We start from the raw sequence: 14,800 nt of genomic DNA on the forward strand, positions 1-14,800 counted from the left end.
AACGCTTCCAGCCACCAAAGCTGTGGTAGGCCACCGGTACCGGCAGTGGAACATTGACCCCGACCATCCCCACTTCAATCTCGTCACAGAACAGACGCGCCGCTTCGCCATCGCGGGTAAAGATGCAGGTGCCGTTGCCATATTCGTGATCGTTGATCAGTTGCATGGCCTGCTCAAGGCTGTCCACGCGCACGATGCACAGCACCGGCCCGAAAATCTCTTCTTTATAGATACGCATCTCTGGCGTTACGCGATCGAACAGGCAGCCACCCATGAAGAAGCCCTGTTCATGCCCGGCAACCTGAAGGTTGCGCCCGTCCACCACCAGAGTCGCGCCCGCCTGCACACCGTCCTCTATATAGCCGCCGACCTTGTCGCGATGCTGCCCGGTGACCAGCGGCCCCATATCCAGGCCACAGGTCGTGCCCGCGCCGATCTTCAGGCTCTGGATTTGCGGAACCAGTTTGGCCACCAATGCATCAGCGATCTGATCGCCAACGCATACCGCGACCGAAATCGCCATGCAACGCTCGCCGCAGGACCCGTAGGCAGCGCCCATCAAGGCACTCACGGCGTTGTCCAGATCGGCATCCGGCATCAACACCGCATGATTCTTGGCACCACCGAGCGCTTGAACGCGCTTGCCCCGCGCTGCGCCTTCCTTATAGATGTACTCGGCAATCGGTGTGGAACCGACGAAGCTCAGTGCCTTGACCTCCGGCGCTTCGATCAGCGCATCGACCGCGACCTTGTCACCGTGAACCACATTGAGCACACCCTTCGGCAGCCCCGCTTCATGCAGCAGCTCGGCAATCAACAATGTGGAGCTGGGATCGCGTTCCGAAGGTTTGAGGATGAAGCAGTTGCCACACGCAATGGCCAGCGGGTACATCCACAGCGGCACCATGGCCGGGAAGTTGAACGGGGTAATACCGGCAACGATACCCAGCGGCTGAAAGTCAGACCACGCATCGATGTTCGGCCCGACGTTGCGGCTGTATTCACCCTTGAGCACTTCAGGCGCAGCGCAAGCGTATTCCACGTTTTCAATACCACGCTTCAGCTCGCCCGCCGCATCTTCCAGGGTCTTGCCGTGCTCTTCACTGATCAATTGGGCAATACGTGACTCATTCTGCTCAAGCAGTTGCTTGAAACGGAACATCACCTGAGCACGCTTGGCCGGCGGCGTATTGCGCCACGCCGGAAAGGCAGCCTTGGCCGAGTCGATTGCCTTCTGGACTGTTTCGCGATCGGCCAGCGCCACGGTGTGGATAACCTGCCCGGTCGACGGGTTGAAGACATTGGCGCTACGACCTTCAGCAGAAACGAACTCGCCGTGGATCAGGTGTTGAATGCTGCTCATGGAAAACTCCGGATAAAGGCAACGGGCGTGAATCAGCTCACACCCGATGCGATAAAGGCACGTATATAAGAAGAGAGCCTGCCAGCGCGGTCAGTCGATCAGGTTGAGGGTTTCGCCGACGGCATCGAACAATCGATCCAGATCCTGCGCCTGGCTGTTGAAGGTCGGTCCGAATTGCAGGGTGTCACCGCCGAAGCGCACGTAGAAACCGGCTTTCCACAGCTTCATGCCTGCCTCGAAGGGCCGCACGATGGCGTCGCCGTCACGCGGTGCGAGCTGGATGGCACCTGCCAGACCGTAATTGCGGATATCGACCACGTTTTTCGCGCCCTTGATACCGTGCAGCGCACGTTCAAAATGCGGCGCGACGGCTGCGGCCTGCTGCACCAGGTTCTCCCGCTGCAGCAGTTCAAGCGCCGCCAGCCCGGCCGCACAGGCTACGGGGTGAGCGGAATAGGTGTAGCCGTGAGAGAATTCGACGGCGTACTCCGGCGTTGGCTGATTCATGAACGTTTGATAGATCTCGCTGCTGGCGATTACCGCGCCCATGGGGATGGCGCCATTGGTGATCTGCTTGGCGATGCACATCAGGTCAGGCGTGACACCGAAACTGTCGGCGCCAAACATCGAGCCCGTACGACCGAAGCCGGTAATGACTTCGTCGAAGATCAGCAGGATATTGTGCTGATCACAAATTTCACGCAGGCGCTTGAGATAGCCCTGCGGAGGAACGATCACACCGGCCGAGCCCGCCATGGGTTCGACGATTACCGCAGCGATGTTCGACGCATCATGCAACTCGATCAACTTGAGCATCTCGTCAGCCAGCGCGATACCGCCCGCCTCGGGCATGCCCTTCGAGTACGCATTGCTGGCCAGCAGGGTGTGCGGCAAGTGGTCGACGTCCATCAACTGGCCGAACATCTTGCGATTGCCATTCACTCCGCCCAGGCTGGTGCCCGCCACGTTCACACCGTGATAGCCGCGTGCCCGACCGATCATCTTGGTCTTGGTCGCCTGGCCTTTCAGCCGCCAGTAGGCACGCACCATCTTCACCGCCGTATCCGCGCACTCGGAACCCGAGTTGGTATAGAAGACGTGGTTGAGATTGCCCGGCGTCAGGTCGGTAATCTGTTCTGCCAGCTGGAACGACAAGGGATGCCCGAACTGAAAGCCCGGCGAGTAATCCAGCACACCCAGCTGCCGGGACACGGCTTCCTGAATTTCCTTGCGCGTGTGCCCAGCCCCGCATGTCCATAGACCTGAGAGTGCATCGTAGATCTTGCGCCCCTTGTCGTCTGTCAGATAGCTGCCATGCGCGGCCACGACCATGCGCGGGTCGCGCTGGAAATTTCGATTCGCGGTGTAGGGCATCCAGTGAGCATCAAGCTTCAACTGATGGGTGACAGGCACATCGGACACTTCGAACATATTCATGGGAGCAAGCCTCGCAGGCGCTAAACGAAAGGTCATTGCAGCCAAGGTGCCACGCGGCTAAAGTTCATGAAACCCGCCTTTTATGATCTTTGGTTTGGTAATCACTAAACAATGAATATCCGTCGTTCCGATCCGGTGTCGCAGGTCAGTGATTTTGATATCCGCTTGCTGCGCCTATTCAAAAGCGTCGTCGAGGCGGGTGGCTTTTCTGCGGCTGAAAGCGTGCTTGGCATTGGCCGATCAGCGATCAGCCAGCAGATGAGTGATCTGGAGCAACGCCTCGGCCTGCGCCTGTGCCAGCGAGGCCGCGCCGGCTTTTCACTGACCGACGAAGGGCGCGAGGTCTATCAGTCGTCATTGCAATTGCTAAGCGCGCTGGAAAGTTTCAGGACAGAGGTCAACGGCCTGCACCAGAACCTGCGCGGCGAGCTGAACATCGGCCTGACCGACAACCTGGTCACCCTCCCCCACATGCGCATCACCCATGCCCTGGCCCGGCTGAAAGAGCGCGGGCCGGGCGTGCACATCAACATCCGCATGATCGCCCCCGCCGAAGTCGAGCGCGGTGTACTCGACGGCGGCCTGCATGTCGGCGTCGTGCCGCAGGCCAGTGCCTTGCCGGGGCTTGAGTATCATCCGTTGTACAGCGAGCGTTCGCTGCTCTATTGCGCGGTCGGGCATCCCCTGTTTTACGCCGAGAATGCCACGCTGGATGACGCACGTCTCGCACAGCAGGAAGCCATTGCCCCGACCTTTCGCCTGCCCAACGAGATCCAGGACCACTATCAGGCACTGACCTGCACGGCCAGCGCGTCCGACCGGGAGGGCATCGCCTTCCTGATTCTGACCGGCCGCTACATAGGCTACCTGCCCGATCATTACGCCAATGCCTGGGTGCAGGAAGGCAGGCTACGCGCATTGAAACCGGATTCGAAGTTCTACGACCTCAATCTGGTGACCGTCACCCGCAAGGGCCGACGCCCTCATTTGGTGCTGGAGAGCTTTCTGGAAACACTTGCCGCTACCCGATGACACATTTCTGCCCTGCACCTGGCCGGTTCGCCGACGCTGCAGAGCGCGTTGAAAGCGCTATCCGGCTGATATTTATTGAAATAAATGGACTCAAATAAAAATAAGCTGAGCAACTGGACAGTTTTTTGCAGTAGTCCCGAACAACGACACGCCAGCACATGGCATTTCCCCGTCCGAGAACTCGCCATGCAGCCTGAAACACTCGACAACGATGATCTGATCTACGGCCTGAACGACCGCCCCAAACCCTGGACGGCGATATTGGCCGCGTTCCAGCACGTTCTCGCCAGCTTCGTGGGGATCATCACCCCGCCCCTGATCATCGGCTCGACCCTTAGCCTGACACAGTACATGCCGTACCTGATCAGCATGGCCTTGATGGTCTCGGGCACCGGCACCTTCATCCAGGCACGCCGCCCGTTCGGTATCGGCGCGGGCATGATCTGCCTGCAAGGCACCAGCTTCGCCTTCCTGGGCGCAGTGTTGTCCGCAGGTTTTCTGGTCAAGCAGCGCGGCGGCAGCCCGGAGGACATCATGGCGATGATCTTCGGCGTGTGCTTTTTCGGTGCCTTGGTGCAGATCGCGCTGAGTCGCTGCATTGGCCAGTTGCGAAGGGTCATCACGCCACTGGTGACCGGTATTGTCATCACGCTGATTGGTGTAAGCCTGATCAAGGTAGGCGTGACAGACCTGGGCGGCGGCTTCAACGCACCGGACTTCGGCGCCCCGGTGAACCTGGCGCTGGGCGCGTTCGTGCTGGCCGTGATCATTGTGCTCAATCGCTCGAATACGCCCTGGGTGCGTTTGTCAGCCATCATCATCGGCCTGGCGGTGGGCAGTCTGGCCGCATGGTTCAGCGGCAAACTGGTGCCGCAACCCCTTCACGACCTGCCGTTGATCAGCGTACCGGTGCCGTTCCGCTTCGGCTTCAATTTCGACTGGAGCGCTTTCCTGCCTGTCGCGCTGATTTATCTGATCAGCAGTATCGAGACGGTCGGCGACCTGACCGCCAACTGCATGCTCGCGCGCCAGCCCATCAGCGGCCCGAGTTACCTGGCGCGCCTCAAGGGCGGTGTACTGGGTGATGGCGTGAGCTGCATGATCGCCGCGACCTTCAGCGCATTTCCCAATACCACCTTTGCGCAGAACAACGGCGTGATCCAGTTGACCGGCGTTGCCAGTCGCTATGTCGGGCTGTACATCGGCGCGGTGCTGTTCGTGCTCGGGCTGTTTCCGCACATTGGTGCCATCGTCCAGCAGATCCCCAAGCCGGTGCTCGGCGGCGCAACGCTGGTCATGTTCGGCAGCGTCGCGGCCGCCGGGGTACGCATTCTGGCCCAGTCACCGCTGGACCGACGCAGCATGCTGATCATTGCCACCTCATTGGGTGTCGGTCTGGGTATTGCGGCGCAACCTGCGCTGCTGCATCAGTTGCCGAAACTGGTGCAGAACCTGTTCGATTCGGCCATCACCAGCGGCGGTATCACGGCCATTGTCATGTGCCTGCTGATTCCGGAAGGCAAAGTCGCCGCCGTTCCGACCGCCGATGCAGCGGAACCCAAACCTGTGGAGCAACCACGATAACTTTACTTGCCGCGCCCGCACCGACGCTTGCGAGATGCTCGCCGGTGCGCTATCTGTTCATTCGTCGCGCCCTACGACCTGTCCGGAATTGCCCATGACCCTTGAAGTCCCCGCACACAGCGCTCACGTCACCAAGCCTGCAAGCCGTATTCGTCAGAAGAACGAAGAAGCGATCATCCAGGCAGCCGAAGATGAATTTGCCCGCCACGGTTTCAAGGGCACCAGCATGAACACCATCGCGATCAAGGCCGGGCTGCCGAAAGCCAATCTGCATTACTACTTCACCAACAAACTCGGCCTGTATGTCGCAGTGCTCAGCAACATCATCGATTTGTGGGACAGCACCTTCAACCACCTCAGCGTCGAAGACGATCCGGCAGAGGCGCTGGCCCGCTATATTCGCGCCAAGATGGAATTCTCGCGCCGCCAGCCACAGGCTTCGCGGATCTTCGCCATGGAGATCATCAGCGGCGGCGAATGCATGAGCGAGTATTTCAGCCAGGATTACCGCCTGTGGTTCCAGGGCCGGGCAGCGGTCTTTCAAGCCTGGATCGACGCCGGCAAGATGGACCCCGTCGACCCGGTGCACCTGATCTTTCTGCTATGGGGCAGCACCCAGCACTATGCCGACTTCGCCTCGCAGATCTGTCGCGTCACCGGTCGTTCTCGACTGACTCGCCAGGACATGGATCAGGCCAGCAACAATCTCATTCGAATCATTCTCAAAGGTTGTGGGCTCACCCCGCCAGCCTTGTAGAATCGTCGCCCTGACGTCAGCTGGACACACGCATGCCTTTTACCCTGATCGGCCCTTGCGAGTTTCGTGAAGAAATCCGCAAGAGCCGCTTCATCACCCTCGCCGCCCCCATCGCCAGCCCGGCCGACGCACAGGCGTTCATCGAGCAGCACAGTGACCTGAACGCCACCCACAATTGCTGGGCCTGGAAGCTCGGTGGCCAGTATCGCAGCAACGATGACGGCGAACCGGGCGGCACTGCAGGCAGGCCGATTCTGGCCGCCATCGAAGCGCAGGAGTTCGATCAGGTCGTGGTGCTGGTGATCCGCTGGTACGGCGGCATTCAACTGGGGACCGGCGGCCTGGCCCGCGCCTATGGCGGCGGTGCCAACAAATGCCTGCAGCAGGCCGAGCGTCTGCCGCTGATCCAGCGCGCGTCGTTCCACCTTGAATGCAGCTTCAGCGAGCTGGCGCTGGTCAAGCTGCGTCTCGGCGAACTGAACGGTCTGGTGGAAAGCGAAAACTTCATGGCCAACGGTGTGCAGATGTCCATCGCCATCGGCCCCGAGCACACCGACACCCTGCAGCGCCAACTGGCCGATCTGAGTCGCGGCAGAATCCTTCTGCACGCAGCGCCGGAGCAATAGCCGGAGCCTCTGAGCCACATGTCACAATTGCCCACATCTACTGTGCATCCGGCTGTGGATAAGCTGAGCACACTCCAACGCGAGCCTTGCCGGGCTTGCGTTTCAGGCGAATGATCGTTTTTTGAGCAATTGCCGGGCGTGGATCCATAAAGAGTGCAAAAACAGCCTGTTAGCGCTTCTTAGTGCCTTTGGATGTTAACCGCCGCCGCATTATTCTCACTCAACCGGCTTGCGCACAGTATCTGTGGAAGAACCTGTGGATAACAGGTGCAAGGGTCGCGCATTGCTTCAGCGCACCGCCCTCGACGTCCGCTGTACATTTTTTGTTCAAATCAAAGGGCCACATTGGCCCGCGCCAGGCAAGCACGCCCCGAACTGGTGCTGAAACGAGCGCCGTCGATAGGCGAAGACCGGTGACAGAGCCGAAAACTCCGTGCCTGGCCTTGATTCAGCGCACCGGACGCGAATCCTGACTCCTTGGCCAGGATTTTGCTTTATCCACACGCGACCCACTTCTGCCTCAGAGCCTTTCATGTCAAACCACGCGATAGCTGCGCGCCTGCAACTGCGCCACATCACCAAACGGTATCCCGGCTGCCTGGCCAACGACGCTGTCGACCTGACGATTCAGCCCGGAGAGATTCACGCCCTGCTGGGTGAAAACGGTGCGGGCAAAAGCACGCTGATGAAGATCATCTACGGCGTGACGCAGCCCGACACCGGGACGATCATCTGGCAAGGCCAGGCGCAGACCATGCGCAATCCGGCACAGGCCAGAAGCCTGGGCATCGGCATGGTGTTCCAGCATTTTTCGCTGTTCGAAACCCTCAGCGTCGCGCAAAACATCGCGCTGGCGATGGGCGCAGCGGCGGGCACGCCCAAGCAACTCGAACCGCGCATCCGCGAGGTCTCACAACGCTACGGCATGGCAGTGGAACCCCAGAGGCTAGTCCACAGCCTGTCGATTGGTGAGCGGCAGAAAGTCGAGATCATTCGCTGCCTGATGCAGGACATTCGCCTGTTGATCCTCGACGAGCCCACGTCGGTGTTGACGCCTCAGGAAGCCGATGAGCTGTTCGTGACTCTGCGGCATCTGGCCCGAGAAGGCTGCAGCATTCTGTTCATCAGTCACAAGCTGGGCGAAGTGCGCGCGCTGTGTCACAGCGCGACTGTACTGCGCAACGGCCGGGTCTCCGGGCACTGCATTCCCGCTGAATGCTCCGATCTGGAACTGGCGCGCTTGATGGTCGGTGATGCCGAAGGGCTGACCGCGCAGTATGAGAAAGTCAGCGGCAGCACGGCCTTTTTGCGCATCGACAAACTGTCCTGGCACAACCCGGACCCGTTCGGCTGCTCACTCAAAGACCTCAGCCTGGACGTACGCAGCGGCGAAATCGTCGGTATCGCGGGCGTGGCCGGGAATGGTCAGGATGAGTTGCTGGCGCTGCTCAGCGGCGAACAGACCTTGCCCCATGCCCAGGCGGCGACCCTGCGTTTTGAGGATGCCCCGGTCGGCAACCTGCGGCCCGATGCGCGGCGCAAGCGTGGCCTGGCATTCGTCCCGGCCGAGCGCCTGGGGCATGGCGCAGTGCCGGAACTCAGTCTTGCCGACAACGCGCTGCTTACCGCCTTTCAGCAAGGGCTGGTGAACAATGGCCTGATCCAGCGCAGCAAGGTGCGCGCACTGGCTGACGAAATCATTCGACGCTTTGCGGTCAAGACCCCGGATGCCCAGGCCCCGGCGCGCAGTCTGTCGGGCGGCAACCTGCAGAAATTCATCCTCGGTCGGGAAATCCTGCAAAAGCCGAAACTGTTGATTGCCGCGCATCCCACCTGGGGCGTGGATGTCGGCGCTGCGGCGGCGATCCATCGGGCGCTGATTGCCTTGCGCGACGCGGGGGCCGCCATTCTGGTGATCTCCGAAGACCTGGACGAGTTGTTCCAGATCAGCGACCGACTCGCCGCCCTGAGTGGCGGACAGCTTTCCGACCTGATCCCCACTGAACAGACCAGCACCGTGCAAATCGGCGGCTGGATGGCGGGACAGTTCGATCATTCTCAAACCCAAGCCCACGTGCCTGGTTAACGGAGCAAAACATGCTGCTTTCTCTGGAACCGCGCGGCCAGCAATCGCGCGCGATGTTGTGGTGCTCCCCTTTACTGGCTGCGGTGCTGACCCTGGTCTGCGGTTCACTGCTGTTCATCGGCCTGGGCCTGAACCCTTGGGTGACGCTGCACACCTTGCTGATCGCGCCGGTCAGCGACTGGTACGGCCTGTCGGAATTGATGGTCAAGACCCTGCCGATTCTGCTCTGCGCGCTGGGCCTGGCGGTCGCCTATCAGGCGCGTATCTGGAACATCGGGGCGGAAGGCCAGTTGCTGCTCGGCGCATTGGCGGGCAGTGCCGTGGCGGTGAATATCATCGAGATGGAGAGTCGTTGGTCACTGGTCATGGTGCTGCTGGCCGGCACCCTCGCCGGCGCGGCCTGGGCGGGCGTGACCGCCTGGCTGCGCACGCACTTCAACGCCAATGAAATCCTCACCAGCATCATGCTCAACTACATCGCCCTCAACTTGCTGCTGTACTTCGTCCACGGGCCGCTGAAGGACCCGGCCGGCATGAACTTCCCGGAGTCAGCGACCTTCGGCGACGCCAGCCGTCTGCCGCTGTTGATGGAGGATGGCCGCGCGCACATCGGCGTGTACTTCGCTCTGTTTGCGCTGGTCGCGGTGTGGGTGCTGCTGCAACGCAGTTTCGTCGGTTTTCAGATCAAGGTGCTGGGCCTGGACAAGCGTGCTGCCGGGTTTGTCGGCTTTCGAGAAAAACGCCTGGTCTGGCTCGCACTGTTGATCAGTGGCGCGCTGGCCGGGCTGGCCGGCGTATCGGAAGTGACCGGGCCGATCGGTCAACTGGTGCCGCAGGTCTCGCCAGGTTACGGCTATGCCGCGATCACCGTGGCCTTTCTCGGCCGCCTCAACCCCATCGGCATTCTGTTCTCCAGCCTGTTGATCGCCCTGCTGTATCTGGGCGGAGAAAGCGCGCAAATGACCTTGAACCTGCCGTTGGCAATCACGCAGTTGTTTCAGGGGATGATGCTGTTTTTCCTGCTGGCCTGTGATGTGCTGATTCTCTATCGCCCACGTTTGAAACTGCACTGGGCCAAGCGCCAGATGACAGCCGTCACAGGAGCCGCATGATGGATATCGACCTGTTGAGCAACATTTTCTACGCCATGGTCCGCTGCGGAACCCCCTTGCTGCTGGTGGCGCTGGGCGAACTTATCTGCGAAAAAAGCGGCGTCATCAACCTGGGTCAGGAAGGCATGATGCTGTTTGGCGCAGTGATCGGTTTCATCGTCGCCCTGAACACCGGCAACCTCTGGCTGGGTGTGCTGCTGGCGATGCTTGCAGGCATGCTGCTGTCGGCACTGTTTGCCCTGGTGGCACTGGTGTTCAACGCCAATCAGGTCGCGACCGGGCTGGCGCTGACCATCTTCGGCGTTGGCCTTTCCAGCTTTGTCGGGGCCGCCTGGGTCGGCAAACCGTTGAGCGGTTTCGAACCGGTGGCCATCCCGCTGCTCAGTGACATTCCGCTGATCGGCCGCATGCTGTTTGCCCAGGACTTGCTGGTCTACCTGTCCTTCGCCTTGTTCGCTTTGGTCGCCTGGGCGCTGCTGAAAAGCCGCGTCGGGCTGATCATTCAGGCCGTCGGCGAAAACCCTGACGCCGCCAGCGCCATGGGCTTGCCGGTATTGCGCGTGCGCACCCTTGCGGTGCTGTTCGGCGGCGCAATGGCCGGGCTGGCCGGGGCTTATCTGTCACTCGCCTACACGCCGATGTGGGCAGAAAACATGAGCGCCGGACGCGGCTGGATTGCCCTGGCACTGGTGGTTTTCGCCAGCTGGCGTGTGTGGCGCCTGCTGCTGGGTGCCTACCTGTTCGGTCTGGCCAGCATTCTGCATCTGGTCGCGCAGGGCATAGGCCTGGCCATCCCGTCCAACCTGCTGGCGATGCTGCCTTATGTGGCCACCATCATCGTGCTTGTCCTGCTCTCCCGCGACGCCTTGCGCACCCGGCTGTATGCGCCGGTATCGCTGGGCCAGCCGTGGCGGGCGGGGCATTGAGGGAGCTCGCGGCGCAGATGGTTGACGCAGAGCGTCATGAACGGCATTCCCACGCTGGAGCGTGCGGAACGATAATCCTGAAACTATCAGGCATGCCGTTCTAGTGATTCCCCTGAACGTTTTCGGCTCGCGAAGATTCCAACAGGTCATGGGCAGGAGTACGCTGCAAGGTCGAAACTTTCGAGAGGCCTTGCTGGCACTGCCATGGAGTCTGTCTCTCAATCTGCCAAGGAATCATTCATGACCACTACCAAGAAAACCGCCCTCATTATCGGTGCTTCGCGTGGCCTCGGGCTCGGGCTGGTGCAGCGCTTGACCGAACAGGGCTGGCAGGTCACCGCCACCGTACGTGATCCGCAAAACGCTGAAAACCTGAAAGCGGTCGAGGGCGTGCGCATCGAAGCGGTGGATCTGGACGAAACGGCCTCGCTTGAAGTGCTGGTCCAGAAGCTGCGCGGTGAAGTGTTCGACGTGCTGTTCGTCAATGCCGGCATCAGTGGCGCGGCACACCAGAGCGCTGCGAAGTCGACCGCTGCCGAACTCGGGCAGTTGTTCCTGACCAACGCGGTGGCACCGATTCGTCTGGCCGAACGCTTCGTCGATCAACTTCGTCCCGGCACGGGCGTCCTGGCGTTCATGAGTTCGTGGCTGGGCAGCGTCACTTGCCCGGACGGCGCAAACCTTGCGTTGTACAAGGCCAGCAAGGCTGCACTCAATTCGATGACCAATACCTTTGTCACCGAGCTGGGCGAGAGCCGTCCTACCGTTTTGTCTATGCATCCGGGCTGGGTGAAGACCGACATGGGCGGCGAAAATGCCGCCATCGACGTGATGACCAGCACCACTGGGCTTGTCGAACAGCTCAATGCCTACGCCGGCAAGGGCGGCCATCACTTCATCGACTACCAGGGCAAGACGATTGCATGGTAATCGACTGCTCGACTAGAATCGCCGTCCTTCGCCGGGGCGCACCCGACCCCGGCGACCCTGGATCAGCAGACAGGGCAACACTGAGCTGGCTAACCTGAACCTGTCTTTCAGAGGAGCCGGCCCATGCCTGCGATCCGTATCTGGTTGAAAAATCCCCTTGCCGTGTTCACTGCCAATGACCTGGACGCCCGTGGCGGTCTGGTGATCGAAGGCGGCGTCATCACTGAAGTGCTGGCCGCCAGGCAGCTCCCGTCAAAGCCCTGCACTCAGACGTTCGATGCCCGTGAGCATGTGTTGCTGCCGGGGTTGATCAACACGCACCATCACTTCTATCAAACCCTCACGCGGGCCTGGGCACCAGTGGTCAATCAGCCTTTGTTCCCTTGGCTGAAAACCCTGTACCCGGTATGGGCGCGCCTGACGCCGGAGAAGCTCGCGGTCGCCAGCAAGGTGGCGCTGGCCGAGTTGCTGCTGTCCGGGTGCACAACCGCTGCCGACCACCACTATCTGTTTCCCGATGGGCTTGAACACGCTATCGATGTTCAGGTGCAGAGCGTTCGGGAGCTGGGCATGCGCGCGATGCTGACGCGCGGTTCGATGAGCCTGGGCGAAGCGGATGGAGGCTTGCCGCCGCAGCAAACCGTGCAGCAGGGCGAGGTGATTCTGGCCGACAGCCAGCGTTTGATCGAGACCTACCATGAGCGTGGTGACGGCGCGCAGATTCAGATCGCCCTAGCGCCCTGCTCACCGTTTTCGGTCACGCCGCAGATCATGGCCGAGAGTGCGGCCATGGCCGAAAAACTCGACGTACGCCTGCACACCCACCTGGCCGAAACCCTCGACGAAGAAGACTTCTGCCTGCAACGCTTCGGCCTGCGCACCGTGGATTATCTGGACAGTGTCGGCTGGTTGGGACCGCGTACCTGGCTGGCCCATGGCATCCACTTCAACCCCGACGAAATCGCCCGTCTCGGCGCAGCAGGTACGGGTGTCTGCCACTGCCCGAGCTCGAACATGCGCCTGGCCTCCGGCATCTGTCCGACCCTGGACCTGCTCGCCGCTGGCGCGCCGTTGGGGCTTGGGGTCGATGGTTCGGCGTCCAACGACGCATCGAACATGATCCTGGAAACCCGCCAGGCGCTTTACCTGCAACGCCTGCGCTACGGCGCCGAAAAAATCACTCCGCAGCTCGTGCTGGGCTGGGCCACCAAGGGGTCGGCGCAATTGCTGGGACGCACAGACCTCGGTGAACTGGCGGTGGGCAAACAGGCTGATCTGGCGTTGTTCAAGCTGGACGAACTGCGCTTTTCCGGCAGCCATGATCCGCTGTCAGCGCTGCTGCTGTGCGGCGCGGACCGTGCCGATCGGGTGATGATCGCAGGACAATGGCGAGTGATCGACGGCCAGGTCGAAGGCCTGGACATCAAGCAGTTGATTGCCGATCACAGCCAGGCCGCGCGGGAGTTGATTCGGGGCTGAACGTGCGGGGAGATAATCTCAACTATCGTGCGACGCTCCGCGTCGGCATGCCGTTCAGGACGCTCTGCGTCCTCTTGCGACGCAGAGCGTGGGAGCGATAGGCAATAGGCCCTAAAGCCCCAGACACGAGAGCATGATGAACGTCGCGAACAGCACGAAGTGGGTCATGCCTTCGATGGCATTGGTTTCGCCATCGTTGAGGTTGATGGCGGACACCAGCAGGGTGATGAAGATCATCACGGTCTGCACCGGAGTCATGGCCATCTGGAAAGGCTGGCCACTGTAAAGCGCCATGGCTTCCATGACCGGAACGGTCAGGATCACGGTCGACAGCGACGCACCCAGGGCGATGTTGACCACCGACTGCATGCGGTTGGCCAGCGCGGCACGCAGGGCCGTGAGGATCTCCGGCGCGGCAGAGATGGCGGCGACCAGGATGGCGGTCATCACCGGCGGTGCACCGGTGCCTTCCAGGCCCAGGTCAACCGTCTTCGACATCACTTCGGCCAGCGCGCCGATCACCACCACGCCGACAACCAGTGTGGCAATTGAGCGGGTCAGATTGACCGGTTCTGCATGCTCTTCAGCCGTATTGGGACCCTGGCTCTGACGCTTCTTCTTTTCCGGATAGCTGTAGCTGAAAAAGTAACTGTGCGGCCCGACCTGCATGCGCAGGAACAGGGTGTAGAGCAGGATCATCGCGCCGATGGTAAACGCCGAATAGATCTTCCAGTCACCCTTGGGAATGAACTCGGGTACGACCATCGACACGCCCATCGCGGTGAGGATCATCACGCTGTAGGTGCGCGCCGAATCATCGTTGTAAGACTGCTCGCCGTGCTTGATACCGCCCATCAGCGCCGCAAGACCGAGGATGCCGTTGATGTCGAGCATCACCGCCGAATAAATCGTGTCCCGCACCAGCGTTGGCGACGGCTCGTTGCTCATCATGATCGCCAGGATCACCACTTCGACCGTCACCGCCGACAGCGTGAGGATCATCGTGCCGTAAGGATCGCCGACCTTTTCCGCCAGCATCTCGGCATGGTGGGCAACGCGCATCGAGGCGCAGATGATGAACGCGACCAGCGCCAGCCCGGACACCAGCGCCACGACCTGACCGTTGCCTACCAGCACGTGCTCCAGTGGATAAGCGACGAACATGGCAATGATTGCCAGCAACAGAAACTTTTCTTGCTTGAGCAATGCGCCCATTTTTATTCCCCAAACCTTGCGACATCGCCGCGGATGTACATGAAGGTGGCCAACAGTGAAGCGTGTCAGAGTAGCTTGTGTGACAAAAGGTTTCATAAAATAGCCCGAATGCGAACCGCACCCACGCGTAAATGACTTTTGATCCCGTCGCCACGATGTGAAATAGTGCCCGCCGTTTTCAACAATAGTGCCTGCCGTTTTCTTCGCGGCCTTCAGGGCGCGCCTGTTTTTCCTGATTCCGTTTTGTTAGAAA

12 protein-coding genes (1 of these 12 cut by a window edge) are annotated in these 14,800 nt (G+C 60.8%); 9 read left to right on the top strand and 3 right to left on the bottom strand.

What is annotated here, in order from left to right; genetic code table 11:
• On the bottom strand, window positions 1-1,363 hold the 5' portion of the coding sequence (locus PCPL58_RS25075; RefSeq protein ID WP_003366570.1) for a CoA-acylating methylmalonate-semialdehyde dehydrogenase. It extends 131 nt beyond the left edge of the window; only the first 1,363 of its 1,494 coding nucleotides appear in the window; its start codon is at window positions 1,361-1,363; the stop codon falls past the left edge of the window.
• A gap of 90 nt (window positions 1,364-1,453) precedes the next feature.
• Window positions 1,454-2,800 carry an omega-aminotransferase AptA gene (gene aptA, locus PCPL58_RS25080; protein WP_065350701.1) on the bottom strand — a complete coding sequence of 449 codons (1,347 nt, stop codon included), beginning with the start codon at window positions 2,798-2,800 and terminating at the stop codon, window positions 1,454-1,456.
• Window positions 2,801-2,911: 111 nt separating this feature from the next.
• Here aptA and PCPL58_RS25085 point away from each other — a divergent pair, with 111 nt between their 5' ends.
• The 9 genes from PCPL58_RS25085 (at window position 2,912) to PCPL58_RS25125 (ending at window position 13,332) form a co-directional block, all read left to right on the top strand.
• Entirely contained in the window at window positions 2,912-3,832 is a 921-nt protein-coding gene (locus PCPL58_RS25085; RefSeq protein ID WP_003431839.1) for a LysR family transcriptional regulator, read from the top strand.
• Window positions 3,833-4,018: 186 nt separating this feature from the next.
• Window positions 4,019-5,416 carry a uracil-xanthine permease family protein gene (locus tag PCPL58_RS25090; RefSeq protein WP_065350702.1) on the top strand — a complete coding sequence of 466 codons (1,398 nt, stop codon included), beginning with the start codon at window positions 4,019-4,021 and terminating at the stop codon, window positions 5,414-5,416.
• Between the two features lie 94 nt (window positions 5,417-5,510).
• Window positions 5,511-6,173, top strand: a complete 663-nt coding sequence (locus PCPL58_RS25095) for a TetR/AcrR family transcriptional regulator (protein WP_003318629.1) — start codon at window positions 5,511-5,513, stop codon at window positions 6,171-6,173.
• Window positions 6,174-6,205: 32 nt separating this feature from the next.
• Window positions 6,206-6,799: an IMPACT family protein gene (locus PCPL58_RS25100; protein WP_003366563.1), complete on the top strand. Its 594-nt coding sequence runs from the start codon at window positions 6,206-6,208 to the stop codon at window positions 6,797-6,799.
• 532 nt (window positions 6,800-7,331) lie between these two features.
• Complete coding sequence (locus PCPL58_RS25105) at window positions 7,332-8,885, top strand: ABC transporter ATP-binding protein (RefSeq protein WP_065350703.1); 1,554 nt, start codon at window positions 7,332-7,334, stop codon at window positions 8,883-8,885.
• 11 nt (window positions 8,886-8,896) lie between these two features.
• Window positions 8,897-9,997 (top strand): ABC transporter permease, encoded by a 1,101-nt coding sequence (locus tag PCPL58_RS25110; protein ID WP_065350704.1) that lies wholly within the window; start codon window positions 8,897-8,899, stop codon window positions 9,995-9,997.
• The gene (locus PCPL58_RS25115) at window positions 9,997-10,923 is read left to right on the top strand and encodes an ABC transporter permease (protein ID WP_003414641.1); all 927 of its coding nucleotides are present in this window, start codon (window positions 9,997-9,999) and stop codon (window positions 10,921-10,923) included. The genes PCPL58_RS25110 and PCPL58_RS25115 overlap by 1 nt, the downstream gene beginning before the upstream one ends.
• 240 nt (window positions 10,924-11,163) lie before the next feature.
• Window positions 11,164-11,853, top strand: coding sequence for an SDR family oxidoreductase (locus PCPL58_RS25120; RefSeq protein ID WP_065350705.1), 690 nt, complete (start codon window positions 11,164-11,166; stop codon window positions 11,851-11,853).
• Between the two features lie 123 nt (window positions 11,854-11,976).
• On the top strand, window positions 11,977-13,332 hold the full coding sequence (locus PCPL58_RS25125; RefSeq protein ID WP_065350706.1) for an 8-oxoguanine deaminase: 1,356 nt from the start codon (window positions 11,977-11,979) through the stop codon (window positions 13,330-13,332).
• 111 nt (window positions 13,333-13,443) lie between these two features.
• On the opposite strand, the gene PCPL58_RS25130 is transcribed toward PCPL58_RS25125, so the two are convergent.
• On the bottom strand, window positions 13,444-14,547 hold the full coding sequence (locus tag PCPL58_RS25130) for a calcium:cation antiporter (RefSeq protein WP_065350707.1): 1,104 nt from the start codon (window positions 14,545-14,547) through the stop codon (window positions 13,444-13,446).
• Between the last annotated feature and the right edge of the window lie 253 nt (window positions 14,548-14,800).

The sequence above is a fragment of the Pseudomonas cerasi genome (genome assembly GCF_900074915.1).
Classification (GTDB): domain Bacteria; phylum Pseudomonadota; class Gammaproteobacteria; order Pseudomonadales; family Pseudomonadaceae; genus Aquipseudomonas; species Aquipseudomonas cerasi.